The sequence below is a fragment of the Falsiroseomonas sp. E2-1-a4 genome (assembly GCF_051433165.1).
Lineage (GTDB): Bacteria > Pseudomonadota > Alphaproteobacteria > Acetobacterales > Acetobacteraceae > Falsiroseomonas.
The window spans coordinates 132582-155429 of the sequence record NZ_JBHMFS010000012.1 but is presented as its reverse complement, the minus strand read 5'-3'; the positions used below and the strand labels follow the sequence as shown (position 1 = coordinate 155429).

The window sequence follows — 22848 nt, the reverse complement described above, 5'->3', positions numbered from 1 at the left end:
GCATGGCGGCGCTGACCATCACCCCGCCGGGCCATCCCTTGCGGGGGCGCGTCGCGCCGCCGGGATCGAAATCCATCACCAACCGGGCGCTGCTGCTGGCGGCGCTGGCGCGCGGCACCAGCCGGATCACGGGCGCGCTGAAAAGCGACGATACGCGGCACATGGCGAACGCCCTGCAGGCGATGGGGGTGGGGGTGGAGGAGCCGGACGCCACGAGCTTTGTGGTGACGGGCAGCGGGCGTCTGCGAGCACCGGAGGCGCCGCTGTTTCTCGGCAATGCCGGAACTGCCACCCGCTTCCTGACCGCGGCCGCGGCGCTGGCGGATGGGCCGGTGGTGCTGACCGGCGATGCCCATATGCAGAAGCGGCCGATCGCGCCGCTGGTGGCCGCGCTGGCTTCGCTGGGCGTGACGGCGGAAGCGCCCACGGGCTGCCCGCCGGTGACGGTGCAGGGCAGGGGGGGCTTCGACGGGGATTCGGTGACGGTGGATGCCGGGCTGTCCAGCCAATACGTCTCGGCCCTGCTGATGCTGGCGCCCTGCGGCGCGCGGGCGGTGCGGGTTTCGCTGGCGGGCGATGCGATCGGTGCGCGCGGCTATATCGACCTGACGGTCGCCGCCACGCGCCGCTTCGGCGCGGTGGTGGCGCAGGAGGGCGCGGCGGCCTGGGTGGTGCAGCCTGGCGGCTATCAGGCGGCCGATCTGCATGTGGAGCCGGATGCCTCCGCCGCGACCTATCTTTGGGCGGCGGAGGTGCTGACGGGGGGCGCCATCGACCTCGGCATCGCGGCGGCGGATTTCACCCAGCCGGATGCCAAGGCGCACGCGCTGATCCGCGCCTTTCCGCAGATGCCGGCGGAGATCGAAGGCTCCCAGATGCAGGATGCGGTGCCAACCCTGGCGGCGCTGGCCGCCTTCAACGCGACGCCCGTGCGTTTCACCGGCATTGCCAATCTGCGGGTGAAGGAATGCGACCGCGTGGCGGCGATGGCGGCCGAATTGTCGCGCCTCGCCCCCGGCCTGGCGGTGGAGGAGGGCGACGATCTGGTGGTGACACCGCAGCCGCGCGACGCATTCCGCCCGGCGCGAATCGAGACCTATGCCGACCACCGCATCGCCATGAGCCTGGCGCTGGTGGGGTTGCGGGTGCCGGGCGTCACCATCCTGGACCCGGGCTGCGTCGCCAAGACCTATCCGGATTACTGGCGTGACCTGGCGAGCCTGGGCGTGGCGCTTCAGCCGGAAAGCGGCTTCGCCATATAGACCCGGGCGCGGCCCTTCTCCTCCCGCCGCTCCGTCTCGGTGAAGCCGAGGCGGGTGTAGAGGGCGATGTTCGCCGCCATCCGCGCATTGGTCAGCAGCCGCAGTTCCGGCAGGGCGCGGCGCCGGGCTTCGGCCTCGGCGAAGTCCATCAGCATCCGGCCGAGGCCCTGGCCCTTCAGGGCCGGCTCCACCGCGACATTGTCGATCCAGAGATGGTCCGGGAAATCCATCAGCACGATCAGCCCGGCGATGGATTCGTCCTGGACCAGCACGAAGGCCTGGCCGGCCTCGCAGCGGGCGGCGTAGTCGTCATCCATCGGCAGCGGCCGGGCGCCGGTCACCGGCACCCAGGGCGCATAGGCGCGCTCCACCAGCGCGGCGAGGGCTTGCGCTTCCGCCGGGGTGGCCCGACGGATCAGGGCGCCGTCTCCGCCAGATAGGCGATCGCCGCCTCCACCCCGCCGCCCGCATGCGGCACGCCTTGCAGGCGCAGGCCGATTTCGGTGGAGGCCAGCGTGCCGAGCAGCATCGGCTCGTTCAGATCGCCCAGATGACCAACTCGGAAAACCTTGCCGTTCAGCCGCGACAGGCCGGTGCCCAGCGCCACGTTCAGCGTGCCGACGCGGCGCCGCAGCGCCTCCGCATCATGGCCGTCCGGCATCAGCACGGAGGTGACGGAATCCGAGACGCGTTCCGGCGACAGGCAGAAAAGCTGCGGCCCATTGTTGCCAGCCCAGTGCCGCACGCAGCGGCGCGTCGCTTCCGCCAGGCGCGCATGGCGGGCCAGGACGTTGTCGAGGCCTTCCTCCTGCTCGATCAGGCGCAGCGCCTCCCGCAGCCCGTAGATCAGCGCGATCGGCACGGTGCCGATGAAGCTGCGGTGGCGGCGCGTCAGCATCGTCGTCCAGTTGAAATAGTGCTTCGGGAAGGTGCTGGCCTTGTGGGCTGCCATCGCCTTGTCCGACACGCCGCTGAAGGAAAACCCCACCGGCAGCATCAGCCCCTTCTGGCTGCCGCCCACCGCGGCATCGATGCCCCAATCGTCGAAGCGGAACTCGATGGAGCCGAGGGAGGAAATGATGTCCGCCAGCAGCAGCGCCGGGTGCTTCGCCTCATCCAGCGTGGCGCGGATGCGCGGCAGGTCGAGCGTCATGCCGGTGGAGGTCTCGTTGTGCACGGCGCAGACGGCCTTGATGGCGTGGCCGGTATCGGCCGCGAGCGCGTCGGCGAGGTCCGCATAATCCACGCCGCGGCGCCAATCGGCGGCCAGCACCTGGACCTCGATGCCGAGATCGGACGCCATGCGGCCCCAGGCTTCGGAGAAATGCCCGGTCTCGATCACCAGGATGCGGTCGCCGGGCGAGAGCAGGTTGACTAGCGTGGCTTCCCACGCCGCATGGCCGGTGCCGGTGTACATGAACAGGTGCTGTTCCGTCCGCAGCACGCGCTTCAGCCCGGCGAGGCAGGCATCATAGACCTCGAGGAAATCCGGGCCGTTGAAATCCACCGTATGGTGGCTGACCGCCTGCAGGATGCTGTCCGGGATGTTGGTCGGGCCTGGATTGGCGAAGAAGTGGCGGCCGCGCGGTGTCATCTTGCCTGTCTCCCCGGGGGTGACCCCCGCATCCTTTGTTCCCGCAATCGGGCGAAAAGGGAAGCCGTGTCAGGTCATGCCGGCAAAGGCCTCGACCAGCCTGGTGGGGCCGGAGACAATCAGGATGTCGCCCTGCGCGATCGCGGTTTCCGGCCTTGCATAGGTGAAGTCGGTGCGCGGCCGCTTCACGCCGACGACGGTGACGCCGTATTTGCTCCGCAGCGCGCTTTCGGCCAGCGTCCGGCCCAACGCCTCCCGCGGTGCGCGGGTTTTCGCGATGGCGAAGCCGTCGTCGAACTCGATGAAGTCGATCATCCGGCCGGTCACCAGATGCGCCACGCGTTCCCCCATCGCCGCTTCGGGATAGACCACGTGATGCGCGCCGGTGCGTTCCAGGATGCGGCCATGCTTGGGGCCGAGCGCCTTGGCCCAGATATCGGGCAGGCCCAGCTCGCTCAGCGCCAGCACGGTCAGCACGCTGGCTTCCAGATCCGTGCCGATGCCGACCACCGCGCGGCCGAATTCGGCGACGCCGAGCCGGCGCAGCGTGTCGCTGTTGGTGGTGTCCGCCTGCACCACATGGGTCAGCCGGTCCGACCAGGACTGCACCAGCTCCGCATTCTCGTCGATCGCGAGCACGTCGTGCCCGAGCCGCACCAGCGATTCGGCGACAGCGCCGCCGAAACGGCCGAGGCCGATCACCACCACCCCGTTCTCATGTGCCTGGCTAGCCAACGATCGGGCGCTCCTCTGGATAGCGGTAGGGGTTCTGGCGGTGGCTCAAGGCCAGGGCGGTGGCAACCGTGATGGTGCCGACCCGGCCGACGAACATCAGGAACACCACCAGCGACTGCGCCGCCGGCGGCAGGTCCCGCGTCACGCCAGTGGATAGCCCCACCGTGGCGAAGGCGGATATGGTCTCGAACACCGCGTCGCGCAGCGGCATCTTGGTCAGCGTGACCATGGCCAACGTCGCGGTGCCGACCATGCCGACGGCGAGCAGCGCGATGGTCACGGCCTGGCGTTGCGCCGTGGGGCAGATGCGGCGGTTGAAGGCGATGGAATCGCGCTCGCCCCGCACCTCGGCCCAGACGATCAGGCCGAGGATCATGAAGGTGCCGACCTTGATGCCGCCGGCGGTGCCGGCGCTGCCGCCGCCGATCAGCATCAGCCCATAGGTGATGGCCAGCGTCTCCGTCTCCATCTGCCCGATATCGACGGCGTTGAAGCCGCCGGACCGCGCCATCACGGAATGGAAGGCCCCCCCTAGAAGCCGCCCGGCTGGCGGCAGCGCGCCGAGCGTGTCCGGATTGGACCATTCATAGGCCAGCGTCGCCAGCATCCCGGCCGGCAGCAGCAGCGCCGTGCCGAGCAGCGTCAATTTCGTGTGCAGCGACCACCGGCCAGGCACCCACGGCTCGCGCCGCAGATCATGCAGCACCGGCATGCCGATGCCACCCAGCACCACGCCGAGCATGATCGGCAGCAGGATCACCGGGTCCAGCGCGAAGCCCGTCAGGCTGTCGGAATAGGTGACGAAGCCGGCATTGTTGAAGGCGGAAACCGCCTGGAACACGCCGTGCCAGATGGCGTCAGGCCAGGGCTCGCCGTAGGTCACGTGCAGGCGCAGCGCCAGGATCGTGGCGATCGCCACTTCTACCACCACGGTCACCAGCAGCACCAGCCGCAGGATGGCGGTGATGTCGCCCAGCGCCAGCCCGCGGGTCTCGGCCTGCGCCACCAGCCGGGTGGCCAGCCGCAGCCGGCGGCTGACCAGCAGGCCGAGCAGGGTCGCGCCGCTCATGATGCCGAAGCCGCCGATCTGGAAAAGCACCAGGATCACCGCCTGGCCGAAGCCGGACCAGTAGGTGGCGGTGTCCACCACGATCAGCCCGGTGACGCAGACGGCGGAGGTGGCGGTGAACAGGGCGGTGAGGAAGGGCGCGCCACCCGGCCCGGCGCGCGAGATCGGCAGGGCCAGCAGCGCCGTGCCCAGCAGGATCGCCAGGAAGAACGCAATGGGCACCAGGCGGGCGGGATGCTTGAGCGGCTGCAGCAAAGCGGGCCTCGGTGCCGTACCGCTCCGCGATAGCCGGTGCCGCGCCGCAGCGGAAGGGCCGCGGGCTTCGGCCGGCACCGAAGCCGCGGTGCCGGCGGAGCGTCCAGGGTGGCGGCAGACGCAGGAGCCTCGCCGGATGCCCGCCATCTTCCGAACCGCGACCAGGTTTCGCGCGTGGCTGGCCGGCTGCGCCCATCGCCACCACACCCGCGCCGCCCTGCGCGATCTTTGCCCGCATCTGCTGCGCGACCTCGGCCTGACCGAGGGCCAGGCGCTGCGGGAGGCCCGGCAGCCTTTCTGGCAGTGGTGACGCCGACAGTTCGGCCGCCGCCGTAGCCGGCCCGCCCCCGCTGCGGCATGCTGGTCTGGCAAGGCCGGGAGGCATCGATGTCCAGCAACGCCGCCATGGCGGAAGCCGCGTCCCTGGTGGGCGACCCGGCCCGCGCCAGCATGTTGAACGCGCTGATGGATGGCCGCGCGCTGACCGCGACGGAACTGGCCGGCGTCGCCGGCATCACCGCGCAGACCGCCAGCGGGCATCTGGCGAAGCTGTCTGCGGCCGGGTTGCTGGCGGTGGAGCGCCAGGGGCGGCACCGCTACCACCGTTTGGCGACGCCAGCGGTGGCGCGGATGCTGGAGGCGATCATGCTGGTGGCCGGCAGCCTGCCACCCCCCGCGCAGCCACGCCGCATCGGTCCGGCCGATGCGGCGATGCGCAACGCGCGCACCTGCTACGACCACCTGGCCGGCCGGCTCGGTGTCGCGATCGCGGAGGCCATGGCGGCGCGTGGGCAGGTGGAACTGGCGCCGGATGGCGGCGCGGTGACGGCGGCGGGCGTGGCCTTCCTCGAAGGGTTCGGCATCGCGTCTCAGGCGGAAGGCTCCCGCCGCGCCTTCTGCCGGCCCTGCCTGGATTGGAGCGAGCGGCGCCATCACCTGGCCGGTGGGCTGGGTGCTGCCCTTTGCACCCGCTGCTTCGAGCTGGGCTGGGTGAAGCGCGTGCCGCAATCCCGCACCGTGCTTGTCACACGGGCAGGGGAGGCGGGGCTGCGGCAGGCCTTCGGGATTGAGTTCGGCGGTTAGACCGCCGTGCCGCCGATGGTCAGCCCGGTCATCTTCAGGGTGGGCTGGCCGACGCCGACCGGCACGCCCTGTCCCTGCTTGCCGCAGGTGCCGATGCCGGCATCAAGCGCCATGTCGTTGCCGACCATCGCCACCTTGGTCAGCGCATCCGGCCCGTTGCCGATCAGCGTCGCGCCCTTCACCGGCGCGCCGATCTTGCCGTCCTCGATAAGATAGGCCTCGGAGGCGGAGAAGACGAACTTGCCGTTGGTGATGTCCACCTGGCCGCCGCCGAAATTCACGGCGTAGATGCCGCGCTTGACGCTGGCCAGGATCTCGCCCGGGTCGCGGTCGCCGTTCAGCATCACGGTGTTGGTCATGCGCGGCATCGGGATGTGGGCATGGGATTGGCGGCGGCCATTGCCGGTCGGCTTCACGCCCATCAGCCGGGCGTTCTGCCGGTCCTGCAGGAAGCCCACCAGGATGCCGTCCTCGATCAGCGTGGTGCGGCCCGAAGGCGTACCCTCATCATCCACGGTCAGGCTGCCGCGGCGGTCCGGCATGGTGCCGTCATCCACCACGGTGACGCCGGGGGAGGCGATGCGCTGGCCGAGCAGGCCGGCGAAGGCGCTGGTCTTCTTGCGGTTGAAGTCGCCCTCCAGCCCATGGCCGATGGCCTCGTGCAGCAGGATGCCGGGCCAGCCCGGGCCGAGCACCACCTCCATCTCCCCGGCCGGGGCCGGGACGCTGTCGAGGTTCAGCAGCGCCTGGCGCAGCGCTTCCTCCACCGCCGCCTTCCAGGTGGCGGCGTTCAGCACACGTTCATAGGCGAAGCGACCGCCGGTGCCGGTGCTGCCCGTCTCCCGCCGCCCGTCGGATTCCACCACCACCGAGACATTCAGCCGCACCAGCGGGCGCAGGTCAGCGACGCGCGAGCCATCGGGACGCAGGATCTGCACCGCCTGCCATTCGCCGAAGATGGAGGCCATCACCTGCTTCACCCGCGGGTCGCGGGCGCGGGCATAGGCATCGATCTCCGCCAGCATCTCCGTCTTGGCGGCGAATTCCATGGCCGAGAGCGGGTTCAGCTCGGAATAGAGCTGGGTGTTGGTGGCCCGCGGGGCGACATCCAGCGTGCCGGAATGGCCGGCGGCCACCGCCTTCACCGTCTCCGCCGCGCGGCCCAAAGCGGCCTCGGTGATCTCGGCGGCATGGGCGTAGCCGGCGGCCTCGCCGGCCACGGAGCGCAGGCCAAAGCCGCTGGTCACGTCGAAGCTGGCAGAGCGGATGCGGCTGTCTTCCAGCGTGATCGCCTCGGATTCGCGGTGCTCCAGGAACAGCTCGCCATCCTCGGCGCCTGCGGTGGCGGCACGGGTCAGGCGTTCCGCGGCGGCGCGGTCCAGCTTGGCGAAGAACAGCGCATCGGTGGCGGCCAGGGCGTCGGTCACGGGTAATCCTTCATCGGCGGGCGGCATCTCTCGCCGCGACATATGGGTCTGTGCGGCCGGGCTTCACGGCGCATCGGGCTGATCGATCAAGGCGGAGGCCGGAAAGCGCAGCACGGCGACGGTCCCCGGGCCCTGCGGCGCCTCCAGCCCCACCGTGCCGCCCAGCGCCTCGGCCAGGGTTCGGGCCATGTACAGGCCGAGGCCGGAGCCGTGGAAGCGGCGGGACAGGGAATTATCCACCTGGGTGAAGGGCTCGAACACCCGTTCCCGGTCCTCCGCAGCGATGCCGATGCCGGTATCCGCGACGCGGATCGCCAGCCCCGCTTCCGTCACCTTGGCAGACAGGGTGATGCGGCCGCCGGCGGGGGTGAACTTGGCGGCGTTGGACAGCAGGTTCACCAGCAACTGGTGCAGCCGGCCGGCATCGCCCATCAGGCTCGGCAGGCCGTCCGGCACCTCCAGGGTCAGGGTCAGGCCGGCGCGCTCCGCCTCCTCCGCCACCGCCGCACCGGCCGTCTCCAGCAGCGGGCCGAGCGCGACCGGCGCCTGGGCAATCTCCAGCGCGCCGGTCTGGCTGCGCGCCACGTCCAGGATGTCGTCGATCAGCAACAGCAGATGGCGTCCGGCCTCGTTGATCGACCGGGCATAATCCGCCAGCCGCTGCTGGTCGCGTTCCCCGGCCAGGGCGTCGGAATAGCCGATCACGGCATTCAGCGGGGTCCGCAATTCATGGCTCATCGTCGCCAGGAAGCGGGATTTGGCCTCGGAGGCCGCCTCCGCCGCGACGCGGGCGGCCTCCAGCTCGGCGCGGATCTGGTATTCCTCCGTCACGTCGCTGAAGGTCATGACGAAGCCGCCATCGATCATCGGGTCGGAGGCGATTTCCAGCATCCGGCCATCGCGGGTGCTGCGATGGTAGCGGTAGGATTTGCGACGGTCGTTCAGGCGGGCGCGGGCCGCGGCCTCTGCCGAAATCTCGCCGTTACGCACCTGTTCGTCCAGCACCGCATCCACGTGCCGGCCCGGCTTCAGGAAACCGGGGGGCAGGCCGATCATCGCCTCGGTGCGGCTGTTGGTGATCAGCAGCCGTTGGTCCGGGCCATACATGCTGATGCCGTGGCGGATCGAGCCCTGCATCGCCTCCAGCATCTCGGCGCGGTGCACCGCCTCGCCCTCTGCCCGATGCAGCGCGGTGACATCGGTCACCACGGCGATATGGCCGCCATCGGGCAGGGGTGCGACGCGGCTTTCGACGGCGGTGCCGTTGGGGCGGATGTGCCGCAGCAGGCCGTCCCTGCCGCCCTCGCCCGGGTGGCGATCGTTGGGGCGGCGGCGGACCAGCGCGGCCTCGGCCTCGGTGAATTCGCCCTCCGCCACGCGGCGGGCCACCATATCCTCCAGCCGATCACCGATGGCGATGGGCGAGCCTGTCATGATGGCGGTGTAGGCCCGGTTGAACAGGCTCACCCGGCGGTCCGGCCCGAAGACGCAGACCCCGTGCGGCAGCGCGTCCAGCACGCCATCGAGCAGCGCGGCGCGGCGGCTGGCCTCATGTTCCGCGCGCTTCAGGGCGGTGACGTCATCCACCTCGATCATGAAGCCGCCGGTCGGCAGCGGTTGGCTGCCGACGCGCAGCACGTCCCCGTTCGGGCGAAGCCGCTGCCGGCTGCCCGGCCGGAAGCGGCCAAGGGCCATGCGTTCCGCCGTATCGGCCGCTTCCTCCCGGTCCATCTCGCCGCGGTCGGTCAGTAGCTGGAGGATGTCGCGATGCGTCATGCCGGGGCGGATGCCGCCGGTGGACAGGCCGATCAGCCCCTCATAGGCCGGATTGGAGAAGGCCAGCTGCATGCCGCCGTCGAACGCCGCGACGCCGGCCTGAAGCCGGGTCAGCACCATCTCCAGCAGCCGGGCGCGGGCGGCGGATTCGGCCTCCGCGCGGCTCAGCGCCGTGACGTCGGAGGTGCAGGTCAGGAAGCCGCCATCGGGCAGGGGGCGGTTCTCCACCAGTCCGACGCGACCGGACTTGCTGCGGACCAACCGGCTGTGCGGCCGCGTGCGGTCCATCGCCAGGATGGTGCGGGTGATCTGCTCCGGGTCCCCGGGGCCGTAGCAGCCATTCCAGGCCAGGATGCGGACCATCTCCGGCAGGTGGATGCCGGGCGGGGCAATGGAGGGCTCCAGCCCGTGCCAGTGGAAGCTGGCATCGCTCGCCAGCACAAGCCGATGGTCTCCATCATAGACCGCAATCGCGACAGGTAGCGCCGCGAACAGGGCGGGCAGCAGGTCCGACGTCTTGGCGGGAGAGTCGGTCACGCCGGTCCGGCCACGGGTTTGGGCGGCGGCCGCAGCGCGTGCAGCGCCACCAGCGCGGTGGCCAGCACCAGCACGGCCACCGCCTGGTGCAGCGTGCCGAGGGAGACCGGCACCACATAGACCAGCGTCGCCACGCCCAGCGCGTATTGCAGCGCCACCGCGGCGCCGAAGCCGAGCACGGCGCGGCGGGCGCCGCCATCCGGCAGGCGGCGCAGCGCGGCCCAGACCGCGCCGATGGCCATCAGCGCGGTCAAGGTGGCCAGCAGGCGATGATTGAACTGCACGGCGGCGACATTGGCGGTCAGGTTGGTCCAGGCGGGGGACAAAAGCCAATAGCCATCCGGCACCAACTGTCCATCCATCAGCGGGAAGGTGTTGAAGCTGAGCCCGGCACGGATGCCGGCGACGAAGCCGCCGGCCAGCATGGCGCCCACCAGGGACCAGGTCGCCACCTTCAGCATCCGCCGCACCGGCCGCGCCTCCGCCGGTGCCGAGCCCTGCGGCCGCAGCAAGCCCAGCGCGGTCCAGACCAGGGCGGCGAAGATCAGCAGCGCCAGGCCGAGATGGATGACCAGCCGGTAAGGGGAGACCTCCGTCCGGTCCGCCTGGAAGCCCGAGGCCACCATGTACCAGCCGATCGCGCCCTGCAGCCCGCCCAATGCAAGCAGGCCGAGCAGGCGCGGCTTGCTGCCGGCCGGGATCTGCCCGCGCAGCCAGAACCAGGCCAGGCCCGCGGCATAGGCCAGGCCGATCAGCCGGCCCCAGAAGCGGTGCAGCCATTCCAGCCAGAAGATCTGCTTGAAGCCCTCCATCCCGAAGCCCTGGTTCACCAGCGCATATTGCGGGATGGTCCGGTACAGATCGTAGAGGCGCTGCCATTCGGCTTCGCTCAGTGGCGGCAGCGTGCCGGATAGCGGCGCCCATTCCATGATCGACAGGCCGGAGCCGGTCAACCGCGTGGCGCCGCCGATCGCCACCATGATCCAGACCAGCCCGGCGACGCCGAGCAGCCAGAAGGCCACGGCGCGGGCATGGCTGTGACGAGTTCCGGCCTGGGCGGCAGGGTGCGGGGGCGGGGGAGGATCGAAGGGCATATCGCGTTATATAAGCCGATACGGCCGGCTGCAGCATCCGCGGTGCAGATTAGCCATCGCCGTCCGGCTTGCCGCTCACAGCGCCCCCTGCTACCCCGCCCGCCCATGGCCCCCGACCCGTCCCCGAGGCCGGACCGGCCCAGCTCAGCCGACCCGGCGCCCCGCACCCCGGCGATTTCCGTCGTCATCCCGATGCGGAATGAGGGCCCCAATGTGCTGCCGCTGATCGCGGAGATCGCGCAGGCGCTGGCCGGGCACCCGTATGAAATCGTCTGTGTCGATGACGGCTCCACCGACGACACGCGGGAAAGACTGCTGGAGGCGGCGTCCCGCTACCCGGTGGTGGTGCTGCGCCACGCATCTTCCTGCGGCCAGTCGGCCGGGGTGGTCAGCGGCGTGCTGGCGGCCCGCGCGGCCTGGATCGCCACGCTGGATGGCGACGGCCAGAACGACCCGGCCGACATCCCCGCTTTGTGGGCGCGCGCCCAGGCGGAGGGCGGCGGCGGTGACCTGCTGGTTGCCGGGCATCGCACGAAGCGCAAGGACAGTGGCGTCAAGCGGGTGACCAGCCGGATGGCCAATACCATCCGCGCCCGGCTGCTGGGCGATGCGACGCCGGATACCGGCTGCGGGCTGAAGGTGTTCCCGCGCGCCCTGTTCCTGGAACTGCCGCGCTTTGACCACATGCACCGCTATTTGCCCGCCCTGGTGCTGCGGGCCGGCGGGCGGGTGGTGAGCGAGGCGGTGAACCACCGGCCGCGGCTGCGTGGGCAATCGAATTACGGCACGCTGGACCGGCTGGTGGTCAGCATCTCGGACATGCTGGGCGTGATCTGGCTGCAGCGTCGCTGGAAGCGGCCGCTGGCCGAACGGGTCAGCCTGCCCCCCTGGGCCCCGCCGGAGGGCTGAGCCATGTCCGAACGCTGGAAGTCGCTGGCCAAGCTGCTGCTGCTGGCTGCCGGGCTTCTGGCCGCCGGCGCGCTGCTGCGGCAGATGGGCGGCGTGCCTGGCATGGGCTGGGTGGACCGCGACCTGCGCGGCGAGGGGCATTGGGGTGAGCTGGTCTTCGTGCTGGTCGGCGCCGCGCTGACCGCGGCCGGCGTGCCGCGGCAGAGCATCGCCTTCCTCGGCGGCTACGGCTTCGGCGCGCTGCTCGGCACGGGCCTCGCGCTGGCGGCGCAATTGCTCGGTTGCGCGGCATCTTATGCCTGGGCGCGGCTGCTCGGGCGGGGCTGGGCGGAACGCCGCATGGCGGGGCGCTTCGGCCACCGGCTGCGACCGCTGCGCGACGCGCTGCGCCAAAGCCCGTTCGAGGCGACGCTGGCGCTGCGGCTGCTGCCGGTCGGGAACAATCTGGCACTCAACCTGCTGGGGGGCATGGCCGGGCTGGCGGCCGGGCCGTTCCTGGCGGCCTCGGCGCTCGGCTACCTGCCGCAGACGGTGGTCTTCGCCCTGCTCGGCAAGGGCATACGGGTGGAGGGCGTCTGGCAATTGGCGCTGGGGGTCGGGCTGTTCGTCGTCTCGGCGGGCATCGGCCTGGTGCTGCTGCGGCGGCATCGGGCGGCACGCGCGCTGGACGGCGAAAACTGACGCGCGGCTTGCGCAGGGTCATGGACGCCCCGACATGGTCCGGGGGAAGGAGTGGCCATGGATACGGATGTCGCCATCATCGGAGCCGGGCCCGCGGGCCTCGCTTTGGCCTGTGCGCTCGCCGGCAGCGGGCTGCGGATCACCTTGCTGGAACGCGCGCCGGAAGCAGCCATCGCCGATCCGGCCTTCGATGGGCGGGAGATCGCGCTGACCCATCGCTCCCAGGCCATTCTGCGGGAACTGGGCGCATGGGCGCATATTCCCATGGCCGAGACGGCACCCTTGCGGGAGGCGAAGGTGCTGAACGGCGCCAACCCGCTGGCGCTGCGCTTCGCGCCGGGGCGGGCGGGGGAGCCGCTGGGGCGGCTGGTGCCGAATCAGCTGATCCGCCGCGCCCTGTTCCAGACCGCCGCCACCACCGAGGCACGGCTGGTCGCCGGCCGCGCCGTCACCGGCCTTTCACTGGCGCCTCAGCAGGCTGTGGTGACGCTGGAGGGGGGCGATACGGTTTCCGCGCGGGTCGTCGTCGCCGCCGATTCGCGCTTCTCCGAGGCTCGGCGCCTGGCCGGGATCGGCGCCGCGATGCTGGATTTCGGGCGCAGCATGATCGTGGCCCGCGTGGCGCATGAGGCGCCGCATGATGGCATCGCCACCGAATGGTTCGGCCATGGCCAGACCATCGCCATGCTGCCGCTGAACGGCGCCATGTCCTCTGCGGTGCTGACCCTTGCGCCGGCGGAGGCAGAGGCGGCGATGGCGATGACGCCGGAGGCCTTCGGGGCAGAGGTGACGCGGCGCTACCAGGGGCGGCTCGGCGCGATGAGGCTGGCGGGCACGCGGCATCTGTATCCGCTGGTCGCCGCCTATGCGCATCGCTTCGTCGGGCGGCGTTTCGCGCTGCTGGGGGATGCGGCGGTGGGGATGCATCCGGTGACGGCGCATGGCTTCAATTTCGGACTGTCGGGCGCCGAGATCCTGGCCGGCGCGATCCGCGGCGCCAGCGATCCGGGGGCGGTGGCGGGGCTGTTCCGCTATGCCGGCGCCCATCGGCGGGCGACGCTGCCGCTGTTCGTGGCGACCAATGCGGTGGCGCGGCTGTATTCGGATGACCGCGCCCCGGCCCGCCTGGCCCGCGCCGCACTCATCGGGGCAGGGGCCGTGCTGGCGCCGGTGCGGCGGGCGATCGTCGCCGGGCTGATGGATGCGGCACCGCGTCTGGGCCCCGCGGCGCGGCTGCGGAGCTGAAATGAAGTCTTGAATATTTTCCTATGATCGGCTATGTCGCCATCCCGTTGCAGGGAGGCGCGCCATGGCCGAGACCGTCTGGACACCCGGGCCTTTCACCGCACAGGTGATCGACCCGGCGCTGGTGGCGCTGGCGCTGGATCCGCCGGAGCGGCTGGCGGGGGTGCGGCAATTGCTGCTCGGCACCGCATTGCAGGAAAGCGGCCTGCGGCATCTGCGCCAATTGGCCAACCGGGACGGCACGCGCGGGCCGGCGCTGGGCTATTTCCAGATGGAGCCGGCAACGCATGACGATATCTGGGCGACCTTCCTGACCTTCCGCCCGGCGCTTGCGGCGCGCGTGCGGGCGGTTCCGGGCGCCGCGGTGGGCCGGCCGAAGGCGGAGCTTCTGGTGCACAACCACGTCTATGCCGCGGTGATGGCGCGGCTGCGGTTCCGTCGCGCGCCGGGCGCGCCGCCGGCGGCGGGCGATGTGCGGGCGATGGGCGCCTATTGGAAGGCGTATTACAACACCGTGCTCGGCAAGGGCCGGGCCAGCGAATTCGAGGCGAAGCTGGCCGCGGCCCTGCCGGCGTTGTCTCCGGAACTCAGTGCAGGATGAACTGCCCGCCGGCATAGCGCAGCTCCGCCGGCCTGATCAGGGCGGTGGAGGCGACGCGGACGGAATGCAGCGGCCCCTCGATCTCGCGCTGCCAGAAGGCCAGGAACTGGCCGAGCGCCGGGAAGCTCGGCGCCAAGTCGTGCTTCTGCCAGATGAAGGTCTGCAGCAGCCCGGGATGGTCCGGCATGTGGTACAGGATTTCCGCCGTGGTCAGGCGCCAATCGGGCGCCGCAGCGGGGTTTGCGAAGCGTTCGAGGCCAGCGAGTTCCATCGTGCTCCTTCCCGGCCCTGCCTGGGCCATTGCGCGTGTCCCGGGGGCAAAGGCACCTCCGAGGCAGGTCAGCATGGCATGGAGGGAGGCTGGCTTTGCAAGAAAAACCTTCGCAAACAATGTGTTAGCACTCGCACTCGGAGAGTGCTGCCGAGACTTGACGTTTCGCGGGTGCTGGCCTACATCGCTGGCACTCCTCTGGGGGGAGTGCTAGCGGCGCCGGATCGGGTTCGCTGGCCGCTGTTATCTCCGGAAGAGCTTGCCAATCACTGGAAGCGACAGGAGAAGTCCATGGGCTTTCGTCCACTGCATGACCGCGTTCTCGTCCGCCGCGTTACGGCCGAAGAGAAGAGCAAGGGCGGCATCATCATCCCCGACACCGCCAAGGAAAAGCCGCAGGAGGGAGAAGTCATCTCCGTCGGTTCCGGCACGCTGAACGACAAGGGCGAGCTCCGCGCGCTCGACGTGAAGGCCGGCGACCGCATCCTGTTCGGCAAGTGGTCGGGCACCGAAGTGAAGCTCGATGGCGAGGAGCTCCTCATCATGAAGGAGTCCGACATCATGGGCATCCTCGACACCCCTTCCGTGGCGAAGGCGGCCTGACGACGGCGGAAAGGGGCGCAGGACACCGCGCCCCGTCTCCTGCCGCTCGGCCAATACTTCGCTTGGTTTCCTCAACGGATTGATTGGGATTTATCACCATGGCAGCTAAAGACGTTAAGTTCGGCGCCTCCGCGCGCGAGAAGATGATTCGCGGCGTGGACATTCTGGCCGACGCCGTGAAGGTGACGCTGGGCCCCAAGGGCCGCAACGTCGTCATCGACAAGAGCTTCGGCGCGCCGCGCATCACCAAGGACGGCGTCACCGTCGCCAAGGAGATCGAGCTGGCCGACAAGTTCGAGAACATGGGCGCGCAGATGGTGCGCGAAGTGGCCTCGAAGACCAACGACACGGCCGGCGACGGCACGACCACCGCGACCGTCCTGGCGCAGGCGATCGTCCGTGAGGGTGCCAAGGCGGTTGCCGCCGGCATGAACCCGATGGACCTGAAGCGCGGCATCGACAAGGCGGTCATCCAGATCGTCGCCGAGCTGGAAGCCAAGACGAAGAAGATCACCACCTCCGCCGAAGTGGCGCAGGTCGGCACCCTCTCCGCCAACGGCGAGTCCGAGATTGGCGAGATGATCGCCAAGGCGATGGAGAAGGTTGGCAACGAGGGTGTCATCACCGTCGAGGAAGCCAAGTCCATCCAGACCGAGCTCGATGTCGTCGAGGGCATGCAGTTCGACCGCGGCTACGTCTCCCCGTACTTCATCACGAATGCGGAGAAGATGATCGCGGAGATGGAGAACCCCTACCTCCTCATCTTCGAGAAGAAGCTCTCCCAGCTCCAGCCGATGCTGCCGCTGCTCGAAGCCGTCGTGCAGTCCGGTCGCCCGCTGGTGATCGTGGCCGAGGACGTCGAGGGCGAGGCGCTCGCGACCCTGGTCGTGAACAAGCTGCGTGGTGGCCTGAAGATCGCCGCCGTCAAGGCGCCGGGCTTCGGTGATCGCCGCAAGGCGATGCTGGAAGACATCGCGATCCTGACCGGTGGCCAGGTGATTTCCGAGGATCTCGGCATCAAGCTCGAGAACGTGACCCTCGCCATGCTCGGCCGCGCCAAGCTGGTGAAGATCGAGAAGGAAAACACCACGATCGTCGACGGCGCCGGCGAGAAGACCGAGATCCAGGGCCGTTGCGAGCAGATCAAGGCGCAGATCGAGGAGACCACCTCGGACTACGACCGTGAGAAGCTGCAGGAGCGCCTGGCGAAGCTGGCTGGTGGCGTCGCCGTCATCCGCGTCGGCGGCTCGACCGAGGTCGAGGTGAAGGAGCGCAAGGATCGCGTTGACGACGCGCTGCATGCGACCCGCGCCGCGGTTCAGGAAGGCATCGTGCCGGGCGGTGGCACCGCGCTGCTGCGCGCCAGCACCAACCTGCACACCCTGAAGGGTGCGAACAGCGACGAGCAGGTCGGCATCGAGATCGTTCGCCGCGCCATCCAGGCGCCGCTGAAGCAGATCGCCGAGAACGCCGGCAAGGATGGCGCCGTGGTTGCGGGTGAAGTGCTGCGCAGCGACGAGTACACCTTCGGCTACGACGCCCAGAAGGACGAGTACAAGAACCTGGTGGACGCCGGCATCATCGACCCGACCAAGGTCGTGCGCACGGCGCTGCAGGATGCGGCCTCCGTCGCGTCCCTGCTGATCACCACCGAAGCCATGGTGGCCGAGCGTCCGGCGAAGTCGGCTCCGGCCGGCGGTGGCGGCGGCGGCATGGGCGGCATGGGCGGCGACATGGACTTCTGATCGCGACCGGCAGCCGGGCAACCGGCTGCCATTGCGAGCAGGATTTTGCCGAAGAAGGGAGGCGGGCCGCAGGGTCCGCCTCTTTTTTTTCGTCATGCAGACACAATTCTGACAACGCCGTGACCGCCAGCGGGTCACCTTTGACTCGCTGTTACACGAGCCAGCATGCTGTCGTTGTCATCGCGTACGGCTCGCCTCACCGTGCCTTCCGGACCATACCCCGGGGCCGCTCCACAGGTTCCGCCGCCGCATGGCGCCCCGCCCGGGCGATCGGCGTCTGGGTGAGCTTGTCTGGAAGGAGCCCGGTTCGCATGGCGACTGGCACTGTGAAGTGGTTCAACGCGACGAAGGGCTTCGGCTTCATTGTCCCGCAGGATGGCGGCAAGGATGTGTTTGTGCACATCACGGCCGTGCAGAAGGCCGGGCTGCAAGGCCTGAATGAGGGCCAGAAGGTCTCCTACGAAGTGGCAATGGAACGCGGCAAGGCCGCGGCCATCAACCTCCGCCCCCTGTAGGATCTGGCCTGCGGCGCAAGCGCGCCGCGCCGCCTCGGGCGGGGACACGCCCAGGATCGACCTGGCAGGGCGGGGGTTCCCGCCCTTCTTTTTTGCCCGGCGCGATCCGTATTCACACCCGGTTCGATGCGCGGCTTTTTCGACGCGGCGGTTCAGTCAGAATCCACCACCACCCGGATCGCGCCCAAATCACGCAGCGTCGATTCCGCGGCGTGCTGGGTGGCCTCGTCCGGCGCGCGTAGCCCGATCGCCGGCGCATCGCTCGGTGGCAGCCGCTGGGTCGGCTCCTCCGGCGTCTCGCTGACGGCGGATGCAACGGCTTCGCCGGCCACACCGGCCCCGGTTCCGGCCGCCGCGGCGGCGACAACCGCCGGCAGCAGGGCGCCGCCGCTGGCCACCACGAGCCCGGCAGCCCCCATCGCGCTTGCCGCCATGGCGACGCCGACGCCGAGCTGGCGGCGGTTGCGGAGGTCCGCGCCCTCCGGATCTTCATCCGGCTGATCCACGGGCGGGTTGGGGTCGGTCGTCGTGGCGCTGTGCCGCACGCCCTCGCCGCGCAACTGCGCGACCGCGGCATCACGGGATGCCTCATCGGCAAATTCGCCCCAGACCACCGGCATGGCCTTCACGCCGCCGGATTCGCCTGTCCACTGACTGCTGTCCACCTTGATGGCCATGGCGTCCTGCTTCCTTATGCTGCGTCAGCACGAGGAACGCAGGCCGCCGGCCAATGTTTCCAAAAGGAGGATATTGCGTGTTCGACCTGCCCGCGCTTGAGGCCGCCGCGAGACTGGTCCACGGGGTTTTCCCGCCAACGCCGCAATATGCCTGGCCGCTGCTGGCGCAGCGGGCGGGGGCGGAGGTCTGGGTGAAGCACGAAAACCATACGCCGACCGGCGCCTTCAAGGTGCGCGGCGGCCTGGTGTTCATGGAACGGCTGAAGCGGGAACGGCCGCTTGTGCCGGGCATCATCTCCGCAACCCGGGGCAATCACGGGCAGTCCCTGGCCTTTGCCGGGCAGCGGCTCGGGGTGCCGGTGACGATCGTGGTGCCGGAGGGCAATAGCCGCGAGAAGAACGCCGCGATGCGCGCCCAGGGCGCCCGGCTGGTGGAACATGGCGCGGATTTCGACGTGGCGCGGGAACACGCCATGGCCCTGGCGGCGGAACAGGGGCTGGAATTCGCACCCTCCTTCGCGCCGGACCTGGTGTGTGGGGTGGCCACCTATGCGCTGGAGCTGTTCCGCGCGGCACCGAAGCTGGATGCGCTGTATGTGCCGATCGGCCTTGGTTCCGGCATCTGCGGCTGCATCATGGCGCGCGACCTGCTGGGCCTGACCACCGAGATCATCGGCGTGCAGAGCACCGGCGCCGATTCCTACGCCCGCAGCTTTGCCGCCGGCCGGGTGGTGACGACGGCGCGGGCGGAGACGCTGGCGGATGGCATGGCAACGCGGGTGCCGGACCCGGCGGCGCTGGCCATCATCGCCAAGGGCGCCGCGCGCATCCTGACGGTGACCGATGCCGAGATTGCGGACGCGATCCGCGCCTATTGGCAGGACACGCACAATCTGGCGGAGGGCGCCGGCGCCGCGCCACTTGCCGCGCTGATGCAGGAGCGGGACCGGATGGCCGGCAAGCGCGTCGCCACCATCCTGTGCGGCGGCAATATCGATTTGGACCTGTTTCGTGATTGGGTGCTCGCCGCATGACCACGCTGCTTCGCAACTGCCGCCCAATGGGGCGCGAGGCCACCGACGTGCTGATCGAGGGCACAGCGATCACCGCGATGGGACTCGGGCTGGATGCGCCGCCGGGCGCCACGCTGCTGGACGGGCAGGGGATGCTGGCGCTGCCGGCCTTCGTCGAAGGCCACACCCATCTCGACAAATCGCGCTGGGGCATGGGCTGGTGGGTGAATGAGGTCGGACCCCGGCTGATTGACCGGATCGATACCGAACGCGCCACACGGCGGTCCGGCTTCGATCCGGCCACCCAATCCACCCGGCTGGCGCGCGAATTCCTGGCCCGCGGCACCACCCGCATACGCAGCTTCGCCGATGTGGATACGGAAATCGGCACGGCGCATAGCGATGCGCTGGTGGCGCTGCGCGAAAACCTGCGCGGGACGATGGACATTCAGGTGGTAGCCTTCCCGCAATCCGGCCTGCTGGTGCGGCCGGGCACGCTGGAATTGCTGGACCAGGCGATGCGGAATGGCGCGGATATCGTGGGCGGGCTTGATCCCTCCGGCATCGATCGCGATCCGAAGGGGCATCTGGATGCGGTGTTCGGCCTGGCCCAGAAGCATGGCAAGCCGCTGGATATCCATCTGCATGAGCCGGGGGAGCTGGGCGCCTTCGCACTGGAACTGACGGTGGAGCGCACGCTGGCTTTGGGCATGCAGGGGCAGGTGGTGTTGAGCCATGCCTTCTGCCTCGGCGATGTCCCGCGCGCGCCGGCGCTGTATGCGGCGCTCGCCGAAGCCGGCATCGCCATCGCCACCACCGCGCCACCCTCCCGCGCCGTGCCGTCCGTGCGCGCCATGCGGGCGGCCGGCGGGCAGATTTTCGCGGGCAATGACGGCATCCGCGACACCTGGACCCCCTACAACATGCCGGACATGTTGCAGCGAGCCATGCTGGTCGGGCTGAAGAATGAGTTCCGGCGCGACGACGAGATTGCCTGGGCGCTGTCCACCGTCACCGACTGGGCCGCCGAGGGCTGCGGTTTTGGCGACTACGGGCTCGCGGTCGGTGCGCGGGCCGATCTGGTGCTGGTGGAGGCCGAGACGGTGGCGGAGGCGGTGGTGGGCACCCCGCCGCGCCGCCTGGTCCTCAGCCATGGCCGAGTGGTGGCGCGGGACGGGGTGCTGGTTCCGTAGCGGTTCAGATGACCTGGAAGCGCGCCTTCGCCGCACGCTCGATGGCGCCGGCGATCAGCCGGTCCAGGTCCAGGCCGATGCGGAGGTCCTGGAGGAAGCGCAGTTCCTCCTGCGTCGCATCGCCGTCCGCCGCGCAGACTTCGCAGGCCAGCAGATAGGCCGTCTCCCGCAGCCGCATCGGCAGGGTGTCGCACAGCATGGCCATGGCGCGGTCCAGGCCATCGGTGCGGCCGAGCAGCTTGGCCACGGTGTCCGTCACCGTCTCGATATCGGTGGAGTGGAAATCGGCGAAGACGGGCAGGTCCTGCACCATGCGTGACATCATGGCGAGTTCCGGGTCCGACATCGGCCCATCGGCCACCGACATCAGCACCATGGCGCAGACCAAGGCCTCCTGCGCGGTGAAGCTCGAAACCTGGAGGTCAGAGGCGGCGGCGCGGCTGGGCATGATGGGTCTCCGGTCGTTGGCCGTTGGTCGCCCCGGAATCGCGGCGGGTCAAGGGCCGTTCGCTACGCATCCCAGCCGATGGCCCGCCGCAGGAAGGCAGCGCCGAGGGAGGCGAAGGCCGCAACCTCCGCATTGTCCTTGCCATAGCCATGGCCGCCGGCCTCGGGCTCCAGAAGCGAGGCATCGTAGCCGAGTGCCTGGAGCTTCGCCGCCATCTTGCGCGCGTGGCCGGGATGGACGCGGTCGTCGCGCCGGGTGGTGGCCAGCAGGATGGGCGGGTAGGGGCGGCCGGGCACCGCGGCGTGGTAGGCGGAGAAGTGGCGGATGAAGGCCCAGTCCTCGGGTTTGTTTGGGTCGCCGTATTCCGCCATCCAGGAGGCACCGGCCAGCAGCCTGGTGTAGCGGCGCATGTCGATCAGCGGGATGGTGCAGAACAGCGCGCCGAAACGCTCCGGGTAGCGGGTCAGCATATTGGCGATCAGAAGCCCGCCATTGGAGCCGCCTTCCGCCGCAATGCGGCCGGGGACCGTCACGCCGCGGGTCACCAGGTCGGCGGCGATGGCGGCAAAGTCGTCGTGGCTTTTCACCTTGTTGGCCAGCCGCCCGGCCTCGTGCCAGGCGGTGCCGAATTCGCCGCCGCCGCGGATCTGGCCGAGCACGGTGGTGCCGCCCTTCTGCAGCCAGAGCAGGCCGGAGGTGGCGGCGTAATAGGGCAGGCGGGAGATCTGGAAGCCGCCATAGGCCGAAAGGTGCACCGGCGCGCGGCCGGATTCGTCCCTTGGGCCGACCTGGACATAGGGAATGCGCTCGCCGTCGGAGGACACCGCCTCATGCCGCGTCACCACCAGCCCGGTGGCGTCGAAGCTGGGAGAGGAGGATTTCAGCAGCGCGGGCGTGGCCGGGGTGGTGGCGGTCAGTTTGAGCTGCGGCGGCGTCACCGGGTCCTGCGCCATGAGCAGCAGGGTGCCGTCCGATTCCTCGGCCTCGGTATCCAGTGCCCAGAGGTCCACCACGCCGATGCGCGGCAAACCGGGCACCTCGTGCCGCTGCCAGCCGGAGGTGCCGGGGGTCAGCAGGGCGAAGTGCGGTTCGAGATTGTCCAGTATGTGCAGCACCAGCGTGCCGTCGCACCAGAAGAAACCCTGCAGGGCGCGGCGCGGCTCCGGCGTGAACAGCACCTCCGGCACCGGCGCGCCGCCAAGCGCCGAGTCGAAGGACAGGCCGAGCAGCGTATCGGGCGGGTAGGTGGTGCCCGCCACGGTCCAGGGCGTGCGCGGCTTGGCGGCGAGGAAGCCGCGCTGCCAGCTATAGTGGGCATCGGTCGGCAGCGGGATTTCGCGCTGCGGGCCGCTGCGGTCGCCAAGATGGATGCGGGCGTCGTAGAAGCCGAGCTGTTCGTGGAAGACCACGACCTCCCGCCCGCCTTCGCGGTCCACCCCGGCGCCGGCGGCCATGCTGGTTTCCGGCACCTCGAAGATGGTGGGGGCGGAAAGCGGGTCCGTGCCGCGGCGCCACAGCCGCACGGTGCTGGCGTAGCCGGAGGTGGTGGCGCCGAGCAAAGCGGAGGACAGCAGCAGCGTGTCCCGGTCCAGCCAGGCGGCGCTGGATTTCGCCTCCGGCAGATGAAAGCCATCGGCCGGGAAGGCGCGGGTGGGCAGGTCGAATTCGCGCAGCACCACCGCATCGCCGCCGCCGCGCGACAGGCGCAGGATGGCGCGGTCATGGCTGCCGAACAGAGTGGTGGCGCCCTTCCAGATCCAGTCGGCACCCTCCGCCGCGGCCAGCGCGTCGAGATCGAGCAGCACGTCCCATTCCGGCGTCTCCAGCCGGAAGCTTTCCATGCGGGTGCGGCGCCACAGCCCGCGCGGGTTCGCGGCATCGGTCCAGTAATTGTACAGAAAGGCGCCACGGCGGGTGACGTGCGGCAGGCGGCCGGGGCGGTCGAGGGCCGCCTTCAGTGCCTCCCGGTCCGCCGTCACGCGGTCATCGGCGAAGCGGGCGCGGGTGCGGGCGTTCTGCTCGGCGACCCAGGCGAGGGCGCGTTCTCCCTCCACCTCCTCCAGCCACAGATACGGGTCGTCATCCGGCGCATCGAGGGTCGGTCGCAGATCCATT

At 70.0% G+C, this 22848-nt stretch carries 23 protein-coding genes; 12 read left to right on the top strand and 11 right to left on the bottom strand.

Going from position 1 to position 22848, the window contains the following annotated elements; translation table 11 throughout:
- The first annotated feature begins 2 nt into the window (after positions 1 to 2).
- The gene (locus tag ACFHNC_RS14905) at positions 3 to 1262 is read left to right on the top strand and encodes a 3-phosphoshikimate 1-carboxyvinyltransferase (protein WP_437170015.1); all 1260 of its coding nucleotides are present in this window, start codon (positions 3 to 5) and stop codon (positions 1260 to 1262) included.
- Here the strand turns inward: ACFHNC_RS14905 and ACFHNC_RS14900 are convergent.
- The 4 genes from ACFHNC_RS14900 to ACFHNC_RS14885 form a co-directional block, all read right to left on the bottom strand.
- Positions 1235 to 1633 (bottom strand): GNAT family N-acetyltransferase, encoded by a 399-nt coding sequence (locus ACFHNC_RS14900; RefSeq protein ID WP_437170014.1) that lies wholly within the window; start codon positions 1631 to 1633, stop codon positions 1235 to 1237. The genes ACFHNC_RS14905 and ACFHNC_RS14900 overlap by 28 nt on opposite strands.
- Before the next feature lie 44 nt (positions 1634 to 1677).
- Positions 1678 to 2856: a pyridoxal-phosphate-dependent aminotransferase family protein gene (locus tag ACFHNC_RS14895; protein ID WP_437170013.1), complete on the bottom strand. Its 1179-nt coding sequence runs from the start codon at positions 2854 to 2856 to the stop codon at positions 1678 to 1680.
- A gap of 69 nt (positions 2857 to 2925) precedes the next feature.
- A complete protein-coding gene (locus ACFHNC_RS14890) occupies positions 2926 to 3591 on the bottom strand; it encodes a potassium channel family protein (protein WP_437170012.1) in 666 nt (221 codons plus the stop codon).
- Positions 3584 to 4882 carry a TrkH family potassium uptake protein gene (locus ACFHNC_RS14885; RefSeq protein ID WP_437170011.1) on the bottom strand — a complete coding sequence of 433 codons (1299 nt, stop codon included), beginning with the start codon at positions 4880 to 4882 and terminating at the stop codon, positions 3584 to 3586. Before ACFHNC_RS14885 ends, ACFHNC_RS14890 begins: the two co-directional genes overlap by 8 nt.
- A gap of 169 nt (positions 4883 to 5051) precedes the next feature.
- On the opposite strand from ACFHNC_RS14885, the gene ACFHNC_RS14880 reads away from it, so the two are divergent.
- Both ACFHNC_RS14880 and ACFHNC_RS14875 read left to right on the top strand, forming a co-directional pair.
- Positions 5052 to 5225, top strand: a complete 174-nt coding sequence (locus ACFHNC_RS14880) for a DUF1127 domain-containing protein (RefSeq protein ID WP_437170010.1) — start codon at positions 5052 to 5054, stop codon at positions 5223 to 5225.
- Between the two features lie 77 nt (positions 5226 to 5302).
- A complete protein-coding gene (locus ACFHNC_RS14875; protein WP_437170009.1) occupies positions 5303 to 5998 on the top strand; it encodes an ArsR/SmtB family transcription factor in 696 nt (231 codons plus the stop codon).
- Here the strand turns inward: ACFHNC_RS14875 and tldD are convergent.
- The 3 genes from tldD to ACFHNC_RS14860 are packed head-to-tail and all read right to left on the bottom strand — an operon-like array spanning position 5995 to position 10832.
- The gene (tldD, locus tag ACFHNC_RS14870; RefSeq protein WP_437170008.1) at positions 5995 to 7452 is read right to left on the bottom strand and encodes a metalloprotease TldD; all 1458 of its coding nucleotides are present in this window, start codon (positions 7450 to 7452) and stop codon (positions 5995 to 5997) included. The genes ACFHNC_RS14875 and tldD overlap by 4 nt on opposite strands.
- A 36-nt stretch (positions 7453 to 7488) precedes the next feature.
- Positions 7489 to 9738 carry a PAS-domain containing protein gene (locus tag ACFHNC_RS14865; RefSeq protein WP_437170007.1) on the bottom strand — a complete coding sequence of 750 codons (2250 nt, stop codon included), beginning with the start codon at positions 9736 to 9738 and terminating at the stop codon, positions 7489 to 7491.
- On the bottom strand, positions 9735 to 10832 hold the full coding sequence (locus tag ACFHNC_RS14860; RefSeq protein WP_437170006.1) for a COX15/CtaA family protein: 1098 nt from the start codon (positions 10830 to 10832) through the stop codon (positions 9735 to 9737). Before ACFHNC_RS14860 ends, ACFHNC_RS14865 begins: the two co-directional genes overlap by 4 nt.
- Before the next feature lie 105 nt (positions 10833 to 10937).
- On the opposite strand from ACFHNC_RS14860, the gene ACFHNC_RS14855 reads away from it, so the two are divergent.
- The 4 genes from ACFHNC_RS14855 to ACFHNC_RS14840 all read left to right on the top strand — a co-directional run bounded on the left by ACFHNC_RS14855 (position 10938) and on the right by ACFHNC_RS14840 (position 14268).
- Positions 10938 to 11741 carry a glycosyltransferase family 2 protein gene (locus ACFHNC_RS14855; RefSeq protein ID WP_437170005.1) on the top strand — a complete coding sequence of 268 codons (804 nt, stop codon included), beginning with the start codon at positions 10938 to 10940 and terminating at the stop codon, positions 11739 to 11741.
- A gap of 3 nt (positions 11742 to 11744) precedes the next feature.
- The gene (locus ACFHNC_RS14850; protein ID WP_437170004.1) at positions 11745 to 12422 is read left to right on the top strand and encodes a TVP38/TMEM64 family protein; all 678 of its coding nucleotides are present in this window, start codon (positions 11745 to 11747) and stop codon (positions 12420 to 12422) included.
- Positions 12423 to 12479: 57 nt separating this feature from the next.
- On the top strand, positions 12480 to 13667 hold the full coding sequence (ubiM, locus tag ACFHNC_RS14845) for a 5-demethoxyubiquinol-8 5-hydroxylase UbiM (RefSeq protein ID WP_437170003.1): 1188 nt from the start codon (positions 12480 to 12482) through the stop codon (positions 13665 to 13667).
- A 64-nt stretch (positions 13668 to 13731) separates the two neighbouring features.
- On the top strand, positions 13732 to 14268 hold the full coding sequence (locus ACFHNC_RS14840; protein WP_437170002.1) for a hypothetical protein: 537 nt from the start codon (positions 13732 to 13734) through the stop codon (positions 14266 to 14268).
- Here the strand turns inward: ACFHNC_RS14840 and ACFHNC_RS14835 are convergent.
- Entirely contained in the window at positions 14255 to 14539 is a 285-nt protein-coding gene (locus ACFHNC_RS14835) for an usg protein (protein WP_437170001.1), read from the bottom strand. The two genes, ACFHNC_RS14840 and ACFHNC_RS14835, sit on opposite strands and share 14 nt — an antisense overlap.
- A gap of 291 nt (positions 14540 to 14830) precedes the next feature.
- Between ACFHNC_RS14835 and groES the strand changes: the two genes are divergently transcribed.
- The 3 genes from groES (at position 14831) to ACFHNC_RS14820 (ending at position 17402) form a co-directional block, all read left to right on the top strand.
- A complete protein-coding gene (gene groES, locus ACFHNC_RS14830; protein WP_304814245.1) occupies positions 14831 to 15142 on the top strand; it encodes a co-chaperone GroES in 312 nt (103 codons plus the stop codon).
- Between the two features lie 98 nt (positions 15143 to 15240).
- Positions 15241 to 16887, top strand: a complete 1647-nt coding sequence (gene groL / locus ACFHNC_RS14825; RefSeq protein WP_437170000.1) for a chaperonin GroEL — start codon at positions 15241 to 15243, stop codon at positions 16885 to 16887.
- A gap of 311 nt (positions 16888 to 17198) precedes the next feature.
- A complete protein-coding gene (locus ACFHNC_RS14820; protein WP_168050971.1) occupies positions 17199 to 17402 on the top strand; it encodes a cold-shock protein in 204 nt (67 codons plus the stop codon).
- 152 nt (positions 17403 to 17554) lie between these two features.
- Here the strand turns inward: ACFHNC_RS14820 and ACFHNC_RS14815 are convergent, their stop codons facing one another.
- Complete coding sequence (locus tag ACFHNC_RS14815; RefSeq protein WP_437169999.1) at positions 17555 to 18079, bottom strand: hypothetical protein; 525 nt, start codon at positions 18077 to 18079, stop codon at positions 17555 to 17557.
- A gap of 77 nt (positions 18080 to 18156) precedes the next feature.
- Between ACFHNC_RS14815 and ACFHNC_RS14810 the strand changes: the two genes are divergently transcribed.
- On the top strand, positions 18157 to 19113 hold the full coding sequence (locus ACFHNC_RS14810) for a threonine dehydratase (protein ID WP_437169998.1): 957 nt from the start codon (positions 18157 to 18159) through the stop codon (positions 19111 to 19113).
- Positions 19110 to 20285, top strand: coding sequence for an amidohydrolase family protein (locus tag ACFHNC_RS14805; RefSeq protein ID WP_437169997.1), 1176 nt, complete (start codon positions 19110 to 19112; stop codon positions 20283 to 20285). The genes ACFHNC_RS14810 and ACFHNC_RS14805 overlap by 4 nt, the downstream gene beginning before the upstream one ends.
- 4 nt (positions 20286 to 20289) lie before the next feature.
- Here ACFHNC_RS14805 and ACFHNC_RS14800 read toward each other — a convergent pair whose 3' ends face one another.
- Entirely contained in the window at positions 20290 to 20733 is a 444-nt protein-coding gene (locus tag ACFHNC_RS14800) for a tellurite resistance TerB family protein (protein ID WP_437169996.1), read from the bottom strand.
- Between the two features lie 62 nt (positions 20734 to 20795).
- Positions 20796 to 22847: a prolyl oligopeptidase family serine peptidase gene (locus tag ACFHNC_RS14795; protein ID WP_437169995.1), complete on the bottom strand. Its 2052-nt coding sequence runs from the start codon at positions 22845 to 22847 to the stop codon at positions 20796 to 20798.
- Position 22848: the final 1 nt, after the last annotated feature.